Source organism: Ruegeria sp. THAF33 (assembly GCF_009363615.1).
Taxonomy (GTDB): Bacteria; Pseudomonadota; Alphaproteobacteria; order Rhodobacterales; family Rhodobacteraceae; genus Ruegeria.
This window is the reverse complement of sequence record NZ_CP045385.1, coordinates 554,216-572,830: the sequence shown is the minus strand read 5'-3', so window position 1 is coordinate 572,830 and position 18,615 is coordinate 554,216. Positions and strand designations below refer to the sequence as shown.

Genomic DNA, 18,615 nt, shown 5'->3' with positions numbered 1-18,615 from the left:
ATTGATTTCAAGAATTGAGTGTGGCACCTGTGGACCAACGGAAGAAGGGCATTGTTTATGGCGGGTCCACGCGTCGATGATATCTATGATCAGGTCAAAGCGATGGCGGTGTCCTTCCGCCTGCGCCCGGGTGACCGCCTGAACGAGGTCGCGCTGTCCAGGGATCTGGGCGTCAGCCGCACGCCGTTGCGAGAAGCGTTGAACCGTCTGGTTGCCGAACGGCTGTTCGATTTCCGCCCGGGGCAAGGGTTCTTTTGCCGTTCCTTGGATGCGCAAAGCGTGTTCGACCTTTTCGAGCTGCGCCAGATTATCGAATCCGCGGCGGCCCGATCCGCCTGCGCCAGGGCGACGGATGAAGACCTGCAAAAGCTGCGTGATGAACTTTACGAAACGGGCATCGACATCACCGGCCTGACGATCGAAGAGGCAGTGGCCCGGGACGAAGCGTTCCATCTGGGGATCGCAAAGCTGTCAGGGAACATGGAGTTGTTGCAAACTCTGACGCGCATCAACGAGCGTATCCGCTATATCCGCTGGATTTCCATGAGCATGGACCGGGTGCAGAAGTCCAAGGACGAACATAAACACGTCATGCAGGCCCTGCTGGATCGGGACGCGGACGAGGCGGCCCGGGTTCTGGCGGCTCATATCACAAAACGAATGGATCAGGTTCAGGACGCCGTGCGTCACGGGATTACCAGCATCTACATGGAAGGGGCCGAAGACATCTCGACTCGCATTATCGAGGAGGCACAGGGATGATCGCGCAGGGCGGCAAATCCATTTATGGTGCATCGGTGGGAATCCTTATGCTGGACGCGCAATTCCCAAGAATTCCCGGTGACATGGGCAATGCACGGACATGGCCGTTTCCGGTGCTGTACCGCATCGTCCGGGATGCCTCGCCCGATCGGGTGGTCCGGCATCGGGCCGAAGGTATGCTCGAGGTCTTCATCGACGCCGCGCAAGAGCTGGTCAAGGACGGCGCGGACGGAATAACAACCAATTGCGGGTTCCTGTCCCTGTTCCAGAAGGAGCTGGCCGAGGCCGTTCCGGTTCCCGTCGTCACCTCGTCCTTGATGCAGGTCGAAATGGTGAATCGCATCCTTCCCAGGGGAAAGCGCGCGGGCATTCTGACCATTTCGGCCTCCACCTTGACCAATGACCATCTTCAGGCTGCCAATGTCCCCTTGGACACGCCAATCGGCACAACCGAGGGTGGGCGGGAATTCACCCGCGCAATTCTGGGCAATGAGTCGCGTCTGAATGTTGAGAAGGCCCGGGAGGACAATGTTGAGGCCGCGATCGCGTTGGCCTCGGACCACCCCGATCTTGGTGCAATCGTTCTGGAGTGCACGAATATGTGCCCCTATGCACCGGATATTCAGCAGGCGACCGGGCTGCCGGTGTTTTCGATCGTGTCCTTCGTGACTTGGTTCCAGGCCGGTCTTGTTCCGCCGGTGTACCGGAACTGACCTCTGGCCTTTCATCAAGACGGGTTGTGTTGGCCGCAGGCAAAACTCAAGCCAGTGTCAGATCACCGGGTATCGAATTTCGGATCACGCGCTGTGCATTCGGCAGATCGTTCGACTGCGCGCGGTCCTTGGCGGCATTGGCGTCCAGACCATGGCCGATCCATCTGTTGGTCAGGCGGGTTTGGAGTGTTTTCAAATCGGTGTCCAAAAATACCTTGAATGTCCACAGTTGGTGAAGGTCCGACCAACCCGGCTCGTTCAAGAGAAGGTAATTGCCCTCAACGAGAACAACGCGCTGATCCGCTGTGATCATGGACCGCGCGGCAATGGCCAGATCCAGTTCCCGGTCAAACGCGGGTATTGCGACTTCTTCTTCCGCGCGCAATCGATCAAGCAACGCATGAAAGCCGGCAAGATCAAAGGTTTCAGGAGATCCTTTGCGGTTCAGCAGGCCGCGATCCTTCAAGATCACGTTGTCATAGTGGAAGCCGTCCATGAAAACCAATCCGGTTGCGACGCCGCGCAGATAAAGCTCTTTGGTTGCAAGGCCCGCCGCAGTCGTTTTTCCCGAACCCGGCGGCCCGGCAATCGCGACGAGATGCCGGCCTTGCAGCGGCGGCAAGGCCTGGACGGCATCCGCGATTTTTCTTGCAAGCGCCTCGGGGGTGGCAAGTTTACCCGTCACGCGGCTTCGTCCTCGGCGGGCGGTTCCTTGGCACCGGTCATGAACGCCACTGCGTCGGACATCGTGTAATCCTTGGGATCAACGACGCAGAGGCGTTTGCCCAGCCGATGCACGTGAATTCGATCGGCGACCTCGAAAACATGTGGCATATTGTGGCTGATCAGGATGATCGGAATGCCGCGAGACTTCACGTCCAGGATCAGTTCAAGAACGCGCCGGCTTTCCTTCACGCCCAATGCGGCGGTTGGTTCGTCCAGGATGATGACTTTTGATCCGAATGCCGCGGCACGTGCCACCGCAACACCCTGACGCTGACCCCCGGACAGAGTTTCGACGGCTTGATTGATGTTCTGGATCGTCATCAGGCCCAGTTCGCTCAGCTTGTCGCGGGCGAATTTCTCCATCGCCGGACGGTCGAGCATTCGGAACCATGATCCCAACGGCCCTTTGCGCCGAATCTCGCGCCCCATGAACATGTTGTCCGCGATCGACAGGGCAGGGGACATCGCAAGGGTCTGGTAAACCGTTTCAATACCGGCTTCGCGCGCGTCAATCGGCGAGTGGAAATTCACCTTCTGACCTTCCAGCCAGACTTCGCCCTCATCCGGCATCACCGCGCCGGACACCGCCTTGATCAGCGTTGATTTGCCTGCCCCGTTGTCGCCGATCACCGCCAGAATTTCACCCGGCATCAGATCGAAATCGCAATGGTCCAGTGCAGTCACCTTGCCATAGCGCTTCACAAGGTTCCGTCCTTTGAGAATAGGTTCCATCAGGCTGCCACCTTTCTGATCCACTGGTCGACCGCGACCGCTGCGATGATAAGGATGCCGATCAACAGGAACGTCCATTGCGCATCAGCGCCCAGCAACCGAAGCCCAAGCGTGAAGACCCCGACGATCAACGCTCCGAACAATGATCCGAGAATGGACCCGCGGCCACCGAACAGGGATATGCCCCCGATCACGACCGCTGTTATGCTTTCAATATTGGCCAACTGGCCAGACGTTGGAGACACGGACCCGATCCGACCAATCAGAGCCCAGCCCGCGAAGGCGCAGATCAGCCCGGACAGCATGTAAACCGACATCAGCGTGCGATGCACATTGACGCCAGACAGCTCAGCGGCTTCCGGATCATCACCGACCGCATAGACATGCCTTCCCCATGCGGTGTGACGAAGGGCGTAGGAAAGCCCGAGGATCAGCACCAGCATGAAGATCACGCCGACGGTGAATACCGCCCCGCCCACGTTGAACTTGGCCCCGAAAAGTTGCAGAATTGCGGCGTTTTCTTCGATCTCCTGCGACCGGATTGTTTCGTTCTGAGAATACAGGAAGTTCGCCGCAAGAACGATTTGCCACATGCCAAGCGTCACGATGAACGGCGGCAGTTTGATGCGGCTGACCAGATACCCGTTCACCGCACCGATTGCGGTGCCAACGAAAAGGCCGCAAACAATCGCGACCGTTGGCGGCAGCCCATATCGGAAGGTGAACTGTCCCATGACAACCGACGACATCACCATGATTGCTCCGACGCTCAGATCGATACCGGCGGTCAGGATGACGAGGCTTTGCGCCGCCGCCACGATCCCGACGATCTGAACCTGTTGCAGGATCAGGGTCAGCGCGAATGGCGAGAAGAACTTGGAGCCCAGCAAAGCCCCGAAAATGACGATGGCAGCCACAAGAACGATCAGCGGCACCAAAGAGGGGTTCACATGCAGAAAATGCTGAACCGTTCCGACAAACCCGCGGTGGTGATCGTCAAATTCGGCAATCTGTTCCTGGCTGCCTTTTGCAGCGGCTTCGAAGTCGTCTGATCGTCGTGAAGTATCGGACATAAAGGTTCCCCCAAAGCGTCAGGTTACTGACGACTTTAGCAAGTTTTCGGGCGAATGGGTGGTTTGAAATGCGGAAGGCCGCCCTCTGCGGCCCTCCGGGTGGTCAGGTTAACCCCAGCAGAGGTCCATGCCTTCTTTGACCGAGATCGACTCGACGCCTTCGGCAGGCTTGTCCGTTACAAGCGCTACGCCGGTGTCAAAGAAATCCTTGCCAGGCGTGTTTTCAGGCTTCACGCCTTCGTCCGCCCATTTCTTGACGGCCTCAACACCCAGCGATGCCATCAACAGCGGGTATTGCTGCGACGTCGCGCCGATAACACCATCGGCAACGTTTTGGACACCCGGGCAGCCTCCGTCCACGGAAACGATGAGCACGTCATTTTCGCGCCCGATGGCTTTCAGCGCCTCGTAGGCGCCTGCCGCGGCAGGCTCGTTGATGGTGTGAACAACGTTGATCGTCGGATCCTTGGCCAGAAGGTTTTCCATCGCGCGGCGACCACCTTCTTCGTTGCCGGCAGTGACATCACTTCCGACAAGACGGGGGTCATCTTCATCACCGATTACGTTCGGGTCCGCCAGATCGACACCAAAGCCTTGCAGGAAGCCCTGATTGCGCAGCACGTCCACTGTCGGCTGGCTGACGGCAAGGTCCAATGTCGCAATTTTCGCGTCGTTGGCCGCGTCGCCCAGCGTGGCTTTGGCCCATTGTCCAATCAGCAGCCCGGCCAGGAAATTGTCCGTGGCAAAGGTCGCGTCAGCCGAGTCAATGGGTTCCAGCGGCGTATCCAGAGCGATAACCAGAACACCTGCATCCCGCGCCTGCTTCACGGCCGGAACGATGGATGATGTGTCCGAGGCCGTCAGCAGAATGCCTTTGGCGCCGTCCAGAATGCAGGTCTCAATGGCTTGCACCTGCGTTTCATGGTCACCGTCAACTTTGCCCGCAAAGGCTTTGAGCGTCATTCCCAGCTCTTCCGCTTTTGCAGTCGCACCTTCTTTCATTTTGACAAAGAACGGGTTGGTGTCCGTCTTGGTGATCAGGCAAACAGTTTCGCCTTCCGCCATTGCACTGCCAGCCATGGCAGTAACCCCGAGCGCAGCAGCACCCGCAAGTTTTGCGAGTTTCATCGATTATCCTCCCAGTTTTTTCTATGCCGAGTAGGGCACGAGGGCGATCAGGCAAAAAATCCTGACCCCATAAGAAACAATCACAAGATTCGAATTTTGAGTCAATAAATAAATCACTCTTATTTATTATTGACAGGGCGGGCGGGCTTTCTCATTCTTCAACAGGAAAGGGGTGGTCGTGCCTGAAAATTCATCTCGGAAAAATTCGATTGGCCTGCACGGGTCAGAGGTGCGCGGTACCAACCAAAGCGGGATGCGGGCCCGGAACGAACGGCTGGTGTTGTCGCTTGTCCGGCGTCATCAGGCCCTTGCGAAGTCCGAGATCGCGCGCATGACCGGACTGTCGGCACAAACCGTTTCCGTCATCATGCGGCTGTTGGAGAAGGATGGTTTGCTGTTGCGCGGTGAGCCGGTCCGCGGGAAGGTCGGGCAACCTTCCGTTCCCATGCGCCTCAACCCGGATGGTGCGTTTTTCTTTGGGCTCAAGGTCGGGCGCCGCAGTACCGAGCTGGTTTTGACTGACTTTGTCGGAAATGTGCGGCAGCGCGAGCGGCGAACCTATGACTATCCAACGCCGAAAGCCACATTGGAGTTTTCCACTGAGAGTCTGGGCAAAATGATATCATCCATGCCGCCTGAGGCCAAAGGCAGGATTGCGGGACTTGGGATTGCCATGCCGTTCTACCTATGGGACTGGGCCCAGACCCTTCAGGTTCCTCAGGAAGAAATGGACCCGTGGCGCGTATCAGACCTGAAGGCTGACCTGGCGCGGCGCCTCGATATTCCGGTATTCCTGCAAAATGACGCCACTGCGGCTTGTGGGGCGGAATTGGTATTCGGTCCAGCCGATGGGCCAAGGGATTTCCTGTACTTCTATATTGGTTTCTTCATTGGCGGCGGTGTGGTCCTCAATGGCGCAATCTTTTCAGGGCGTGGAAACTCGGGCGCAATCGGCCCCTTGCCTGTGCCGGATGATGTCGGTGGTGTCAGGCCGCTTATCGATGTGGCCAGCCTGTACGTGCTCGAGCGTGCAATCACCACGGCAGGTGTCACGTCGCATTCCATTTGGGAAACGACCCAGCGTTGGGATGTGCCAAAAGTTCAACTGGAAAACTGGTTGAAGCAGACGGCGAGCGGGATTGCCTATGCGATTGTCTCATCCTGTAGCCTGATAGATTTCGAATGCGTGAAGATTGACGGCTGGATGCCGCAGGACATCAAGGCGCGTTTGGTTGAAATGGTCGAAGACAAACTGTCTGAGCTTAACCTGACCGGTCTCGAGCGCCCTGCCGTGCTGGCAGGGACCGTGGGCCCGGAAGCACGCTCACTGGGTGCGGCGAGCCTGCCGTTGTCGGAAAGGTATCTTTCAGAAGCTTAGATGTGAAATCACTCTGTTGCCTTGGATATTTCACAAACTGGTTCACTCTCGCATACTGCCGAGCTCATTATTTTCGATGGCCGTAACACATTTTCGTTGACGGAAGGCTGAGTTGTCTGGCAAGCCGCTCGGCATGTCCGGTTCCGGAGCTTGCTCTGGAATCAAAAGGGAATGCGGTGCGGGCTCAGGCCCAATTCCGCAACTGCACCCGCAACTGTAAGCGGCGAGCAGGGCTGAAACGCCACTGGGGTTTGCCCGGGAAGGCCGGTCCAACGCTTTGACCCGCAAGTCAGGATACCTGCCGGACATGTGCCCTCATAAGGGGCACTCCTAATCGGCGACGGGATGTGCGTCGGACCAGGATGCCTGAAAGGGTAATTTGGCGTTGAATGTCCCGTGGTCAAAACGAATTTCGCGCCGGGATTGGCGCGACGGGACAAGGACGACTGTTCATGAAAACGCTGCTCAGCGCAGCCGCTGCCGCGGTGGCTCTTCCTGCCATCGCAAATGCGCATTTCCTTTTGGAATACACCACCGACACCATGATCGAGAAACCGGGCGATGTGCCGGTCAAACTGATTTTCTGGCATCCGTTCGAGAATGGCCATGTCATGGATCTTGAAAAGCCGCAGGAATTCTATGTGATCCACAACGGTGAAAAGACCGATTTGCTGGACACGCTGGAACCTATCCGGTTCACCGGCGGGGAAAACGAGGGCGCGGCGTTCAAGGGCAGTGTCCCGGTCAAACGTTCGGGCGACTATGTGCTGGTGACGGTTCCTCAGCCTTATTATGAGGAATCCGAAGACATCTATATCCAACAGCTCACCAAAGCCTTCCTGAACCGTAACGAATTGCCGACCGACTGGATGAATCCCGTGGGTCTGGCGACCGAGATTATCCCGCTGAACAAGCCGACCAACATCATCGCGGGTTCGACTTTCACGGGCCGTGTGCTGGCTGATGGTCAGCCGGTTGCGGGGGCCGAGATCGAGATCGAGTACATGGCCGCCGAACCCGACATGGAAAGCTCGGCCGCTTCTGCACCGAAAGTGTCACCAATGCCGGGTGGTGCGGTGGTCGCAATATCTGACGACAACGGGTATTTTTCGTTCGGCGTTCCCAAAGCCGGTTACTGGGGTTTCGCCGCCCTTGGTTCCGGTCCGGCAACCGAACATGAGGGCAAAGAACTCAGCCAGGATGCGGTCATCTGGATTCGTGCCTGGGATCTGGAGTAACCCCAAATGCACATCGTCGACGGAGCCCTTTCCAACCCGGTTGTAATTGGCGGCGCCATAGCCGCCGCGGGCGGGATCGCCATGGGTCTCAGGTCTCTGGATCTTGATCGCATCCCCACTGCGGGCGTGCTGTCAGCCAGTTTCTTCGTGGCATCGTTGATCCACGTGCCCATTGGTCCGTCGTCGGTCCATCTGATCCTCAACGGCATGGCCGGGCTGCTGCTTGGTTGGGCCGCATTCCCGGCTTTGTTCGTCGGGCTTTTGCTACAGGCGGTCTTTTTCGGCTTTGGCGGGTTGACGGTGTTGGGGATCAACACCGTCAATATCGCCTTTCCCGCGGTGGTGGCCGGAATGTTGTTCGGTCGTCTGATCGCGCGTGGAACGCCTTTGCAAGGAGCGATTTGGGGGGGCGTCGGCGGCGCATTTGCGATTGCAGCGACAACCGGCATGGTCGCGTTTTCCCTGGCGCTGTCGGGGGATGAATTTCTGCCTGCCGCCAAGCTCGTTTTCTTCGCCCATATTCCTGTCATGGCCATCGAGGCGATTTTGACCGGGTTCGCCGTGTTGTTGGCACGCAAGGTCAAGCCCGAGCTGTTTTTCAGAGGAGCAGCCACATGAAGCATCTGGTTGTCATATTGGCCGTGTGCTGCGCACCTGTGCCTGCCCTGGCGCACAAGGTCATAGCCGGCGTTTTCGAGTCGGGAGACGTCATCGAGGGCGAAATCGGCTTTTCCAACGGCGACATGGCAAGCGGCACCGAGGTCATTGTCACCGGCCCGGATGGGGCTGAGCTGGGTCGATCGGTCACTGATGCGGACGGTTTCTTTGTCTACACGCCGACCTCGGCCGTGGCGCACACCTTCTTTGCCGACCTTGGCGCCGGGCATGTGGCCGAAGTCACAATGTCTGCCGAAGATGTCGCGCGGATCATGGGCGTTGCCGTGGCGGAAAACGGAGACTCGTCTTCGGCTGCTCTGGCGCAGGCCAGCGGTTCGGCGGCGTCTCTCAGCGCCGAAGAACAGCAGGTTATCGCCAAAGCCGTACGTGACGAATTGCGCCCGCTCAGGCGCGAGATTGCGGCTTATCGCGAACAGAACGACCTGCAAACCATCCTTGGCGGGATCGGGTACATCGTTGGTCTGTTCGGTCTGGGCTTTTACATGGCGGCCCGCCGCAAGCTGGCGTCCTGATGGCACACGTTCTGGGGCACAAGGAAAAAACGCTGTCCGAAGCCGGTGACGGGCCAGAAGGTCTGATCAGCCTGCTGGATCCCCGGATGCGGATCGTCATGGCAGTTGTTTTTGCAGTCGTGACCGTGGCGCTGTCATCCCTCGGCGCGCTTTGCGCGGCGCTGACAGTGTCGCTTTCGCTTCTGATAGTTTCACGTCTGCCGCGGCGAAAGACGTTGAAGCGAATGGCCATGATGGATGGGTTCATCCTGTTCATGCTGGTCCTGTTGCCCTTTTCCATGCCCGGGGATCCGATGTTCACGCTTTGGGGATTCTCCGCAAGCTGGCAGGGTTTTTGGAAAGCGGTCGAGATTGCCTTGACCGCCAATGCCGTGATCCTGTCCCTGATGGTTTTGGTCGGGACGATGGAGCCGGTTACACTGGGCCACGCCCTGCATCGTCTGCGGTGCCCCGAAAAGCTGGTTTACCTGCTGATGTTCACGATCCGGTATATCGAGGTCTTGCGCGAAGAATACCTGCGGCTGCGCGCTGCGATGAAGGTGCGTGGATTTCGGCCAGCAACAAACTGGCACACATATCGCAGCTTTGGCTACCTTGTGGGTATGATGCTTGTGCGCGCGATCGAAAGATCGGAACGCATCCTGGCGGCTATGAAGTGCCGGGGGTTTTCCGGGCGTATGCCGTTGCTTCAGGAATTTGCCCTGACCCGTGCGGACATTGTGTTTGCGGCAGGTTTCAGCGGTCTCTGCCTGGGTCTGATCATTCTGGAATTCGCATGACACTGATTGCGCTTGAAGACATCTGTTTTTCCTACCCCGGCCAACCACCCGTTCTGGACGGGGCAAACCTGAGCCTGAGCGCGGGGCAGCGCCTGTCCCTGACAGGCCCGAACGGAGCGGGGAAATCGACGCTCCTGCGGATTTTGCTTGGGTTGCAGCGCCCGTGTTCAGGCACCGTCACCGTTTTTGGTCAGCAACGCGTGGAAGAGGCTGATTTCCATGAGGTCCGCCGCCGGGTGGGGCTTGTATTTCAGGATGCGGACGATCAGCTGTTCTGCCCGACCGTCGCCGAAGACGTTGCTTTTGGTCCGCTCAATCTGGGCAAGACCCGCGACGAAGCACTTGCCATCGTCGACAAAGTTCTGGGCGATCTGGACCTGATGCACCTGAAGAACCGCATTACCCATAAATTGTCAGGCGGTGAAAAACGGCTAGTGACCCTGGCGACGGTTCTGGCGATGGAGCCCGAAGTGCTGTTGCTGGACGAACCGACGAATGCGTTGGATACGAAAAACGAAGCGCGCCTGCTGGAAATCCTGCGCGCGTTGCCACAGGCGATTTTGCTTGTCAGTCATTCGCCGGCGTTCCGCTTGGAACTGGCGCCCGATGAACTGGATCTTCGCGACGGGAAGCTGGTGCCGGTCTGACCTGTTCTCGTGGCAACCGGACATGGTGGTTTCAGAAATGCAATCATACCGCCTGAGCCACGCCATGAAACGGAAAGCGAACCTTGCGCGTCGTCAGGCCTTGGCTATGTGCGTCTGCGGCTCATCAGCCCATATTTGACCGCCCATGCCCGAAAGGACCCGCGTCTGCGCCTGTCCTGTTTCACAGGTTGCCTGGATTGCGCACCGCCTTTGCGGTTGAATTCGAACACGTCGATTATCCGCTCGGCACAGCCACAGGCTTCGCCCATGCCGACTTTGGCGAAATAGAATTTCTCGAAACGCTCGGGGTTTTGCATTGCTGACTTCCTGAATGCATTGAACCTCATGAAGGGCGCATTTCCAAATCACTTTCCTGCGTTTCAGGCAGCCGCGCTATGGCGCGGCGAACTCGCTTCCTGTCCAGACATTGTCCAGTTGATTGAAGACCGGTGAAGTAATGAGCATTTCAGCGGAATATAGCAGTTGCAGCTCATCCGCAAACCGCGTGACGCCCGGCACAAGCCCGGTGATGTTGCGCCATTCCGCCCAGGTTCCGGGATTTGACAGACTGGTCGGATTGCCGGGATCAGCGGGCTGGTGCCACCCGGCGGCGTTCAGCAGTGGTGTGAGCGCAAAGCGCGCATCATTGCTGTCGACTTCGGTACAGGCAGAGGCATCGCATTCCCAACTTGTCCAGTTCGCCGCCGCGATGGTTCCTGCGATCGGAGCGGCGGCGTCGATGACCCGAACCATAACCTCGAACCCGCCACCAGCCGTCGGACGGCTGAGCGACAAAGGGTCGGTTGCCACGGCGTGCAAAGCCGCTGTTGGCGCCAGGCTGAGTGTACGACCGATCAGAGCCAGCTGCGCAGAGCCGTCTGTTGCGGGTGCAGACCCCGCAGCAGGCAGGATCCTGACAGGTGTCAAAATCGGAACCGCGCCACCGCGGATCGTGATTTCCTGCACCGCATTGTCAAATGCCGGAACAAAGTCGCTGCGGATCGTATAGGTCAACGGGAAGCTGGGTTGTTGTGGCCCCGCAGGTCGGGCGCCGTCACGTGTGACAAAGGACAACGGTGGAACGGCACCGGGCTGTGGCAGCGAAATCTGCGGCCCTGCTATGCCCAGTGCGGCCGCGATCATGCGCGCGCGCTGTTCGGCCTCTCCATACTCGCTGAGCAGATTTATGTAGCCGCCGATCTCGGTGATATTGCGCGGGGCAGGGATGCGGGATGGGGCAATGTCGCCAGCGATGGCCAGCCTGTGGGCTATAACCTCTCGGGCGCGCTGTATCGCCGGAGAATTGGTGGTTTCAAGAATATTGATGATGGCCTCGGCAAGGCTTTCATCAATGCCCGGTTCGGGGGTTGCATTTGTGCTGGTGTCACTCATCGTCGTCCTCCGCAGGGGCGCTCAGGCCATTGAGGAAATCCAGAACGGATTGGCTGCCGGCCTTGGTTGCGCTGCCGTCATCTGCATCCGTATTGGCTTTGGTAAAGGCCCCGAAAAGCTTGGCCAGAAGCAACGTGTTGGAAGGATTGGCCAGAGCCGCAGCGCCACCGGGGAAATCCTTGAACAGGTTTTGAACGAAACCGGCCCGGTTGCCATCCGGTTGCCCGCCAATCAGCGCAGAAACTCCCGAAGCGTTCTTGGCGATGTCCTCAAACCCCTTGAGCTTTGCGGCATTGTCGGCAGCTGACTTTTTCTTTTCGGCAGCTTGTTTTTTGGCTTCTTCCTCTTTGCGGGCCGCGGCGATCTCTTGCCCCTTGCCCGCCAGTTCAGTGGCCTTGCCGACAAGCTCTTTGGTCAGATCCGTCGCCGTGTCTATGGCCTTGTCCCGACCGGCGGCGACCGATTGCGTTTCAAGGGCCAGTTGCGCCTGCAACTCTTTCAGACCTGTCAGATCGGTTCCCGCCCGTGCAAGATCAGGCGCGGCTTTGAGGATCTCGGCCAGTTGCGAACTGGGCACGGCCTGGCCCGTGCCAATGTCGCCACCTGCGATGGTGAGCGTGTTCGAAGGTTGATTGGCCGGCAGGTCTGATGGCGCACGGGTGCCAAAGATCGCATCGCTGTCTGCGGGCAGGACCGGCGTGTCGCCAACCGGGGGTGGCGTCGGGCTGTCCTGCCAGTTCCAGAAGCGGCGATGGTCGATCATCTCGCAGGAATTGCAGCGGCCCAGAACGGCCTCGCCCAAGAGGCCCCTGGTCGGCAGCGAGATCGTTCGGCGCGGTGGTCGGAAGTCTTCGCGATGGAAGGCCAGCAGGCTGTCCTGAATGTCGCCGGTCCGCATCTCCATTCGGTCGGCCAGATCGGGCGGGATCGAGAAGGGCATGATCATCGCATTGCCGTAGAAGCCCAACACCTTGTTCTGGACCGTGCTGAGCAGCGATATCTCGCTTGAGGCGTCATCCAACCCGCCATCTGGCACGCCGATGGTGAAGCGTTCCAGCAGGATGGCCCGTTCCTCATCCGTCATACTGGCCCAGATCACGCGGGAATAACGAACGGTGTCGGCAACGATATGCTGATACATTTCTTCGATCCGCCGCAGATCACGGCGTGACAGCACATCCGGCACTTCCTGTACGGAATAAGGCAGGGTCGCAGGCAAAGCCTGGAATGTATTGTCGTCAACGATGGTCTGCGCGTCTTCATTCATGCGCGCTTCGAACTCGCTGATCATCGGCGCGCCGACCAGATCGTCGAAATCCGAGCCTGAAATCGTCGTGTGAAGGCTCCGGTTGATGTTGCGCGTGGCGCGATCCAGATCATCCGCATCTTCCAGGTTCGAGATATGTTCCCAAATGTTGAAGATGTTGATCGGGTCCGGGCCGGTATAGAATGAATAGGCAAAAGAGCCCGTCCGCCTGCGCAACTCGACGCGGGCGATGTCGGAACGTTCGACCGAGCGGGGCAAAGCCACGGATCCGGTATAAGTCCGCCGGTTGGTTGGATCACGGCGCGCGTCAGCCAGCCGAACCAGCAGGTTTTCGCGTGTCTCGGCAGGCAAGTCATGCAGGTTGTCGATGTCGATCGGCGATCCGGTCAGGGGCACTGGCCCAACGCGGTCGCCATCCTGCGTGAAGATCACCGCGGATATGTCATCATTGGGCATGAAAGTGCCCTGAGCCTCGAAGCTGACGATGTCCTGCGCAACACCCGGAGCATTCTGCGGTGTCGCGTCCTTGTCCGCATAAAACTCTTCCAGCAGTTTGAGGGCGGTGCGGAACCTTCGGCGGTTTCGAAATACGCGGCGGAACACGTCTGCGTGGCGCAGGATCACCTTGTACCGGCTCAGCAATCCGGACCGGCTGACATTGCCCGGCAGCTGATCGCCTTGCCCCAAACGGCGAAAGCGGATGAGCTGCATGGGAACGAAGACCACCAATTGCACGCCTTCGATCCGCGTTTCCAGGGAAAAGTCGCGCAGAACTTCGAACCATTGCATCGTCATTGCATGACAGTGGTTGCGGTTGGCCACGAATTTCGTCGTCGCCGTTCGCCGATCACTTGCGGTGGCTGTGCGAACGCTGGTTCGGGCTGAACTTCGCTTGACCGAAGCGGCCCGTTCCAGCGCGGCCGAAAATGTCTCGTGCGTGTCTGACAGAAAATCGCGGGACGTGTTCTGCGTGTTGGACGAACTGCCTGACGAGTTGGAGCTGGAACGGGCGCCGCTGAAACCGACCCCGCCCACTATGGCCCCGATGCCGCCGAACAGACCGCCACCAATGCCACCGGCCCCTCCGAAGCTTTTTGTGAACGCCTTGGTCGAGAAAGAGGATGTTCCACGGATCACTTCGTCCAATGCGGTTTCGAATGTACTGTCGAAAGAGGTATCGCGCGCCTCTTCGAATTCCTGTTGTTCCTCGAAGGTCAGGCTTTCGCGTTCGCGCACGGTCAGGGTTTCGCGCTGTTCCGACACGACGATCCGTTGTTCCTCGCCCGGGGCAAGCGGCAGGGAATAGACCAGACGCCCCAATGACATTCCGGCGTGGACGGCGGTTGAACGCATCTTGGCGATATAGCCAAGCGCCAGGCTGGAAGCTTTTGGCACATCCTGCGGGCGCTGTTCCAAGTCTTCGAAAAAATCCTCAATATCAATGGGTTCGTCAATCGGTATCCGATCGCGGAAATCCCAGTCTCCGCCGTCATTGTTGAATGCGCTCAACAGTGTTTCGGCAGAAAGATTGGCCTGCGCAAAGGTGCTGCCCGGAATTGTCGTGACAAAGCGATTGCCGCCAACGGGGCGGGTGCGAACGATGTTTTTCGGCCCGACAAGCGGGTCGATCAGCCGATAAAGAACCGAATAACGCCGCCGCGAAACCGTGCCTCCTTCGGTTCGGTATTCCGAAGCGCAATCACCTTCGCCCAGCACGATGGGCGCCTGCGTGCCGGTGAAGTCGGATATGTTCTCTTCCGCATCCTCGGGATCCACCGGCAGAATATCGGCAAGCTCACCCAGGATCGAGCGCTGCAAAGGGAGGACGGTGCGATCCAGCACCACGAGACCCAATTCGCCATCCAATGCATCAATGCGCGGCACTGCCTCGGTCAGAGTGGTGTTCTGCCCCCGGATCCGCAATCTGAGGCCATTTTGCGGCAGGCGCAGATTGGGCAGATCCAGCGAAAACAGGCCCCGCGCATCCGTTACGGCGGCTTTTACAGCCCAGGAAAAATCCGCGCTGTCGATGCCTTCACTGGCGGTAAAGGTTGGGCGCAGCGCTTCAACTATTACCCGCTCGGCAGGGGTGCCGTCGGGATTGATCAGTTCACCGCGCAGTTTCGGGGCAAGGGTTGGGACGACAGCGCCCAGAAACCCGTCGGCCAGATCCTTGCGTATGGTTTCAAGCTGACGAAAGACTGCACCAGTGGTCTGCACGCGCTGATCAATCAGATCGTTGATCACCTCGGCAGACAGGTCAATGCCGACACCACGGCGCAGCGCCTTGAGTTTCTCGGCTTCGACGCGCCTGAGATCGTCAAGGCTGTCAGCCGTAAAACCGGCCGATCCCGAGAGTTCCGCCGAGATCGTGGGATTGGGTCGAGAGGTCGGAAGGGACAGCGTAATGCGCGGGGGCTCACTGCTGGAGTCGGACATGAAGTCACCTCGTAGGAAAGCGCTGCAAGAAACTGAGTGCCGGGAAAATTCAAATCTCGAAAGTTGACCCAACGTAACATGTTTCAGGGATTCGCAAAAGAAACGCCCGGGCCCCCTTTTCCGCGACGCGTTTCGAACGCAGGATCCAAAATGCCTTTCAGCAATGGATCTGGCGATTACTTCGTGAAACCGGTTGCCTTCAGCTTCTGTGCCAGCAGGCTCATTTGCTTGTAAATTTCACCTGCATCGCCGTGCCACGCCGCTACATCCGCGCCCTGCTGAGCAACGACCTCTGCGTCCCCTCTTGCCGCCGGACCGGTCAGGGCAGATTGCGGGCCAAGTAGGTCGACGTTTTCGACTGTGCTGCTCAACAAACCAGCGTTGAGCTTGCGGGCAGTTTCGTCCGGCACGCCCGCCTCGGCCCACGCTTCGCGGGCGATGGCCTGCAAGACAACGGCGAAGTTGTTCGATATCACAGCGGCTGCATGATACAGGCTTTTGCTTTCAGACCGGATGGGAAAACAGGTGGCTCCCAATCCCTCCAGAAGCGGCTGAATGAACGCTATGGCGTCTTCGTCGCCTTCCAACCCGCACAGCGCCTCTTTGAATTGCGCGGCAGCGGCCTGTGGATCGACGAAAGACAGGACGGGATGAACACTGGCCAGAGACCATGAGAGGCTTCGCAACGGCGCCAGTTGCTCGGCAGGAAAATAGCCGCTGCAATGGAACGCCACTGAAGGCTTCCCTTTTTTTTCTTGGTTTTCGAACGCCTCTTTCAATTCGTGGGCCACCGCAGAAATTTGCGTGTCGGGCACCGAGAGGATCCACAGATCAGCTGGCCGCAAATCGGCATAGCTTGCTGCAACGCGCCCGGTTTTGGACAACTGGGCGGCTTCATTTGCCGACTGAAAGGATGTACTCAGAATATCCTGGATCCGGCAGCCATCAGTGCCATCCAGAAGGCTGATCAGCGTTTTGCCGACCCGCCCGGCACCGACAACGTTAATTTTGATTTCAGTCATCTGGGCTCTCTGTTCTTGTCGTCTAGTCCGCCCCACGGTGGGACGAATAGAAAAACGCAATCGCTTGAGTTCTGTTTTTGACGTTCAGCTTCTCATAGATATTGGACAGGTGAAACTTGACCGTGTTGGTGGATATCTGAAGTTCCTTGGACAGTTCCCGGTTCGACATCCCCTGTGCCAGGGCCTCCAAAATGGCGCGTTCCTTGCGCGACAGGCTTTGAATCGGATCCTGTTTCATCTTCCGGACGTCGATGAACGGAAACACCATCTTGCCTGCTGCCACTTCGGCGCAGGTCTCAAGAAGGCCTTCGACCTCGCCCGAGCGGGCAGCAAATCCAGCGGCGCCCGCCTGCATCGCCAATCGCGGGACATCCCCAGAGGCATCGCCATAGATGACAAAGCGCGGTGCATCGGCCTGATCGCGCAGCACCTCGATCAGTTTGGCGGCACCCAGGGCCGGAAGCGTCCAGTCCACGACGCCGACCTGTACGGGTATCCGCATCACCGTTCCCAGAAACCCTTCCGCCGTCGCCGACGTGGCGACCAGAGAGAATCGGGGATCACGTTCGAAAATTTCCGACATGGCCGAAAGCACCAGCGGGTTGCTGTCCGCAAGCATGATGTCGATGGGTTTGTCCGATGTCTCAACCATATGATTTTGCCCATATTTTACAAAAAACTACCCAAAAGGGTGGGGTAGATTTCGGTATACCGTCGTATTTTTGCCAAAACGGGTAGGTAATTACCCACACTATTAGCCATCCAAAAGCAGTAGTAAGTTACGTTGCGCCATCCGGCAAGCTCGCGTTTTCTGATCGGTATCTTGAACCATCAGGCCGTAATGCCCGGCCAACAGCCGAGGATGTCAGACCATGACCTTTCAGATTTTCCCTCCGCTCGAAATTCCCGAGACCCTTGCCGCAGGGCCGGGGCCGGGGAACACGGATGTGCGTGTCCTGAAAGCCTTCGCCGGCGCAGGTGTCGCCGATCACATGCAAGGCGATGTCCTCAGGGGCATGATCGAATGCAAGCACATGCTGCGGAAAATCTGGGGCACACGGAACGCTTACACTTTCGCTGTCGCGGGTACCGGATGGAGCGCTCTGGACACCATGTTCTCGGCCGTCATGCCCGGTGACAAGGTTGTGGCCTTCACCAACGGCACATTTTCGGGGATCGACGCGTTGACGCTGCGGATCAAGGCGGCAACGCCCGCCGAGCACGCGGTCAGCCCGCTTGACCCACAGGCGGCGAGTGTCACGGTGGTCGACGTTCCTCATGGCCAGCCGGTGACGGCTGAACTGGTTGAAGCGACTCTGGCCGAGCACAAGCCGAAATGGGCCTTCATGGCGCATTGGGAAACCGGATCGGGCAGGGTGAACGATCTACGCGGTTTCTCGGAGGCGTGTGAACGTCATGGCGCCATGGGGCTGATCGATGCGGTCTCGTCACTGGGTGTCGAAGACTTTGCGATCGATGACTATCCGGGTGTGGCAGGCTGGGCATCCTGTCCGCAGAAAGGCCTGTGCTGCCTGCCGCTGACCTATGCCCCTGTCAGCTTTGCCGATGCCTATATCGAGGGTCTGAAATCCACAGGTGCCTATACCTACGTGCACAATCCGATCTTCGAGGCACGCCACTGGGGCATCGTCGAGGGGCAGGACGTGGAAAAGGGCACCTATCACCGGACCCATTCCGGATATGCGGTTGCGGCATTCCACGAGTCATTGCGCCTGACCTTGCAGGAAGGTCTGGCCAAGCGGTCGATGTCTTACCGGACGCATGAAAAGGTTCTTCGGGACGCGGTGACCGAGATGGGGTGCGAGGTCACCTCGGACATGCCCAGCCTGATCGTGCTCAACCTGCCTTCCGCGCTTTCTGGCCGCGAGATGGAACTGGTGCAGAACTGCCGCGCCCGCGGGTTTGGCATCTGGCCCACCTTGAGCGAACCGGTGCAGGTTCGCATCGGCATCCTCAATCAATTGAATCGCGAGGCCGTCAGCCGGATCGTGCGCCTATTCGCCGAAGCCATTCGTGAGCTGGGCGGAGAGGTCGATCAAGACGCGATCGAAGCTCTGCTGGAAAGCCGTTACGGCACTTCAATAGCTGCTTAAACAGGAGCGCATCAG

The 18,615-nt window shown here is 58.5% G+C and carries 18 protein-coding genes and 1 riboswitch; of the genes, 9 read left to right on the top strand and 9 right to left on the bottom strand.

The features are described 5' to 3' along the window. Positions 1 to 57 precede the first annotated feature (57 nt). Together FIU92_RS19790 and FIU92_RS19785 are read left to right on the top strand one after the other, a co-directional pair. Positions 58 to 762 (top strand): GntR family transcriptional regulator, encoded by a 705-nt coding sequence (locus FIU92_RS19790; RefSeq protein ID WP_152460429.1) that lies wholly within the window; start codon positions 58 to 60, stop codon positions 760 to 762. Next, positions 759 to 1,475 carry an aspartate/glutamate racemase family protein gene (locus FIU92_RS19785; RefSeq protein ID WP_152460428.1) on the top strand — a complete coding sequence of 239 codons (717 nt, stop codon included), beginning with the start codon at positions 759 to 761 and terminating at the stop codon, positions 1,473 to 1,475. The genes FIU92_RS19790 and FIU92_RS19785 overlap by 4 nt, the downstream gene beginning before the upstream one ends. A gap of 46 nt (positions 1,476 to 1,521) precedes the next feature. Here FIU92_RS19785 and FIU92_RS19780 read toward each other — a convergent pair whose 3' ends face one another. The 4 genes from FIU92_RS19780 to FIU92_RS19765 form a co-directional block, all read right to left on the bottom strand. Beyond that, entirely contained in the window at positions 1,522 to 2,160 is a 639-nt protein-coding gene (locus tag FIU92_RS19780; RefSeq protein WP_254705386.1) for a hypothetical protein, read from the bottom strand. After that, complete coding sequence (locus tag FIU92_RS19775; RefSeq protein ID WP_152460427.1) at positions 2,157 to 2,933, bottom strand: ATP-binding cassette domain-containing protein; 777 nt, start codon at positions 2,931 to 2,933, stop codon at positions 2,157 to 2,159. Before FIU92_RS19775 ends, FIU92_RS19780 begins: the two co-directional genes overlap by 4 nt. Further along, positions 2,933 to 4,006: an ABC transporter permease gene (locus FIU92_RS19770; protein ID WP_152460426.1), complete on the bottom strand. Its 1,074-nt coding sequence runs from the start codon at positions 4,004 to 4,006 to the stop codon at positions 2,933 to 2,935. Before FIU92_RS19770 ends, FIU92_RS19775 begins: the two co-directional genes overlap by 1 nt. Before the next feature lie 108 nt (positions 4,007 to 4,114). Next, entirely contained in the window at positions 4,115 to 5,086 is a 972-nt protein-coding gene (locus FIU92_RS19765) for a sugar ABC transporter substrate-binding protein (RefSeq protein WP_254705414.1), read from the bottom strand. Positions 5,087 to 5,387: 301 nt separating this feature from the next. Between FIU92_RS19765 and FIU92_RS19760 the strand changes: the two genes are divergently transcribed. The 6 genes from FIU92_RS19760 (at position 5,388) to FIU92_RS19735 (ending at position 10,366) form a co-directional block, all read left to right on the top strand. Further along, positions 5,388 to 6,512 (top strand): ROK family transcriptional regulator, encoded by a 1,125-nt coding sequence (locus FIU92_RS19760; RefSeq protein WP_152460641.1) that lies wholly within the window; start codon positions 5,388 to 5,390, stop codon positions 6,510 to 6,512. A 121-nt stretch (positions 6,513 to 6,633) separates the two neighbouring features. Beyond that, a riboswitch (cobalamin riboswitch) is annotated at positions 6,634 to 6,833 on the top strand. 131 nt (positions 6,834 to 6,964) lie between these two features. Continuing rightward, positions 6,965 to 7,750, top strand: a complete 786-nt coding sequence (locus FIU92_RS19755) for a DUF4198 domain-containing protein (protein WP_152460424.1) — start codon at positions 6,965 to 6,967, stop codon at positions 7,748 to 7,750. Positions 7,751 to 7,756: 6 nt separating this feature from the next. Beyond that, positions 7,757 to 8,368 carry a cobalt transporter CbiM gene (gene cbiM / locus FIU92_RS19750; protein WP_152460423.1) on the top strand — a complete coding sequence of 204 codons (612 nt, stop codon included), beginning with the start codon at positions 7,757 to 7,759 and terminating at the stop codon, positions 8,366 to 8,368. Continuing rightward, a complete protein-coding gene (locus tag FIU92_RS19745) occupies positions 8,365 to 8,940 on the top strand; it encodes a cobalt ABC transporter permease (protein ID WP_152460422.1) in 576 nt (191 codons plus the stop codon). The genes cbiM and FIU92_RS19745 overlap by 4 nt, the downstream gene beginning before the upstream one ends. Continuing rightward, complete coding sequence (gene cbiQ / locus FIU92_RS19740) at positions 8,940 to 9,719, top strand: cobalt ECF transporter T component CbiQ (protein ID WP_152460421.1); 780 nt, start codon at positions 8,940 to 8,942, stop codon at positions 9,717 to 9,719. The genes FIU92_RS19745 and cbiQ overlap by 1 nt, the downstream gene beginning before the upstream one ends. After that, entirely contained in the window at positions 9,716 to 10,366 is a 651-nt protein-coding gene (locus FIU92_RS19735; RefSeq protein WP_152460420.1) for an energy-coupling factor ABC transporter ATP-binding protein, read from the top strand. The genes cbiQ and FIU92_RS19735 overlap by 4 nt, the downstream gene beginning before the upstream one ends. Positions 10,367 to 10,470: 104 nt before the next feature. On the opposite strand, the gene FIU92_RS19730 is transcribed toward FIU92_RS19735, so the two are convergent. The 5 genes from FIU92_RS19730 to FIU92_RS19710 all read right to left on the bottom strand — a co-directional run bounded on the left by FIU92_RS19730 (position 10,471) and on the right by FIU92_RS19710 (position 17,138). After that, positions 10,471 to 10,683, bottom strand: a complete 213-nt coding sequence (locus FIU92_RS19730) for a hypothetical protein (RefSeq protein ID WP_152460419.1) — start codon at positions 10,681 to 10,683, stop codon at positions 10,471 to 10,473. 76 nt (positions 10,684 to 10,759) lie between these two features. Next, a complete protein-coding gene (locus tag FIU92_RS19725) occupies positions 10,760 to 11,758 on the bottom strand; it encodes a hypothetical protein (RefSeq protein WP_152460418.1) in 999 nt (332 codons plus the stop codon). Continuing rightward, positions 11,751 to 15,464 carry a hypothetical protein gene (locus FIU92_RS19720; RefSeq protein ID WP_152460417.1) on the bottom strand — a complete coding sequence of 1,238 codons (3,714 nt, stop codon included), beginning with the start codon at positions 15,462 to 15,464 and terminating at the stop codon, positions 11,751 to 11,753. Before FIU92_RS19720 ends, FIU92_RS19725 begins: the two co-directional genes overlap by 8 nt. A 176-nt stretch (positions 15,465 to 15,640) precedes the next feature. Next, the gene (locus FIU92_RS19715) at positions 15,641 to 16,486 is read right to left on the bottom strand and encodes a Rossmann-like and DUF2520 domain-containing protein (RefSeq protein WP_152460416.1); all 846 of its coding nucleotides are present in this window, start codon (positions 16,484 to 16,486) and stop codon (positions 15,641 to 15,643) included. Between the two features lie 22 nt (positions 16,487 to 16,508). After that, positions 16,509 to 17,138 carry a response regulator transcription factor gene (locus FIU92_RS19710; protein ID WP_224859546.1) on the bottom strand — a complete coding sequence of 210 codons (630 nt, stop codon included), beginning with the start codon at positions 17,136 to 17,138 and terminating at the stop codon, positions 16,509 to 16,511. A 220-nt stretch (positions 17,139 to 17,358) separates the two neighbouring features. On the opposite strand from FIU92_RS19710, the gene FIU92_RS19705 reads away from it, so the two are divergent. Then, entirely contained in the window at positions 17,359 to 18,600 is a 1,242-nt protein-coding gene (locus FIU92_RS19705) for an aminotransferase class V-fold PLP-dependent enzyme (RefSeq protein WP_152460415.1), read from the top strand. Positions 18,601 to 18,615: the final 15 nt, after the last annotated feature.

Coding starts and splice junctions, on each gene's coding strand:
- FIU92_RS19735 (WP_152460420.1), top strand. CDS start 9,716: ATGACACTGATTGCGCTTGAAGACATCTGTTTTTCCTACCCCGGCCAA.
- FIU92_RS19705 (WP_152460415.1), top strand. CDS start 17,359: ATGACCTTTCAGATTTTCCCTCCGCTCGAAATTCCCGAGACCCTTGCC.
- FIU92_RS19755 (WP_152460424.1), top strand. CDS start 6,965: ATGAAAACGCTGCTCAGCGCAGCCGCTGCCGCGGTGGCTCTTCCTGCC.
- FIU92_RS19745 (WP_152460422.1), top strand. CDS start 8,365: ATGAAGCATCTGGTTGTCATATTGGCCGTGTGCTGCGCACCTGTGCCT.
- FIU92_RS19770 (WP_152460426.1), bottom strand. CDS start 4,006: ATGTCCGATACTTCACGACGATCAGACGACTTCGAAGCCGCTGCAAAA.
- FIU92_RS19725 (WP_152460418.1), bottom strand. CDS start 11,758: ATGAGTGACACCAGCACAAATGCAACCCCCGAACCGGGCATTGATGAA.
- FIU92_RS19720 (WP_152460417.1), bottom strand. CDS start 15,464: ATGTCCGACTCCAGCAGTGAGCCCCCGCGCATTACGCTGTCCCTTCCG.
- FIU92_RS19715 (WP_152460416.1), bottom strand. CDS start 16,486: ATGACTGAAATCAAAATTAACGTTGTCGGTGCCGGGCGGGTCGGCAAA.
- FIU92_RS19790 (WP_152460429.1), top strand. CDS start 58: ATGGCGGGTCCACGCGTCGATGATATCTATGATCAGGTCAAAGCGATG.
- FIU92_RS19765 (WP_254705414.1), bottom strand. CDS start 5,086: ATGGCTGGCAGTGCAATGGCGGAAGGCGAAACTGTTTGCCTGATCACC.
- FIU92_RS19785 (WP_152460428.1), top strand. CDS start 759: ATGATCGCGCAGGGCGGCAAATCCATTTATGGTGCATCGGTGGGAATC.
- cbiQ (WP_152460421.1), top strand. CDS start 8,940: ATGGCACACGTTCTGGGGCACAAGGAAAAAACGCTGTCCGAAGCCGGT.
- FIU92_RS19730 (WP_152460419.1), bottom strand. CDS start 10,683: ATGCAAAACCCCGAGCGTTTCGAGAAATTCTATTTCGCCAAAGTCGGC.
- FIU92_RS19710 (WP_224859546.1), bottom strand. CDS start 17,138: ATGGTTGAGACATCGGACAAACCCATCGACATCATGCTTGCGGACAGC.
- cbiM (WP_152460423.1), top strand. CDS start 7,757: ATGCACATCGTCGACGGAGCCCTTTCCAACCCGGTTGTAATTGGCGGC.
- FIU92_RS19775 (WP_152460427.1), bottom strand. CDS start 2,933: ATGGAACCTATTCTCAAAGGACGGAACCTTGTGAAGCGCTATGGCAAG.
- FIU92_RS19760 (WP_152460641.1), top strand. CDS start 5,388: ATGCGGGCCCGGAACGAACGGCTGGTGTTGTCGCTTGTCCGGCGTCAT.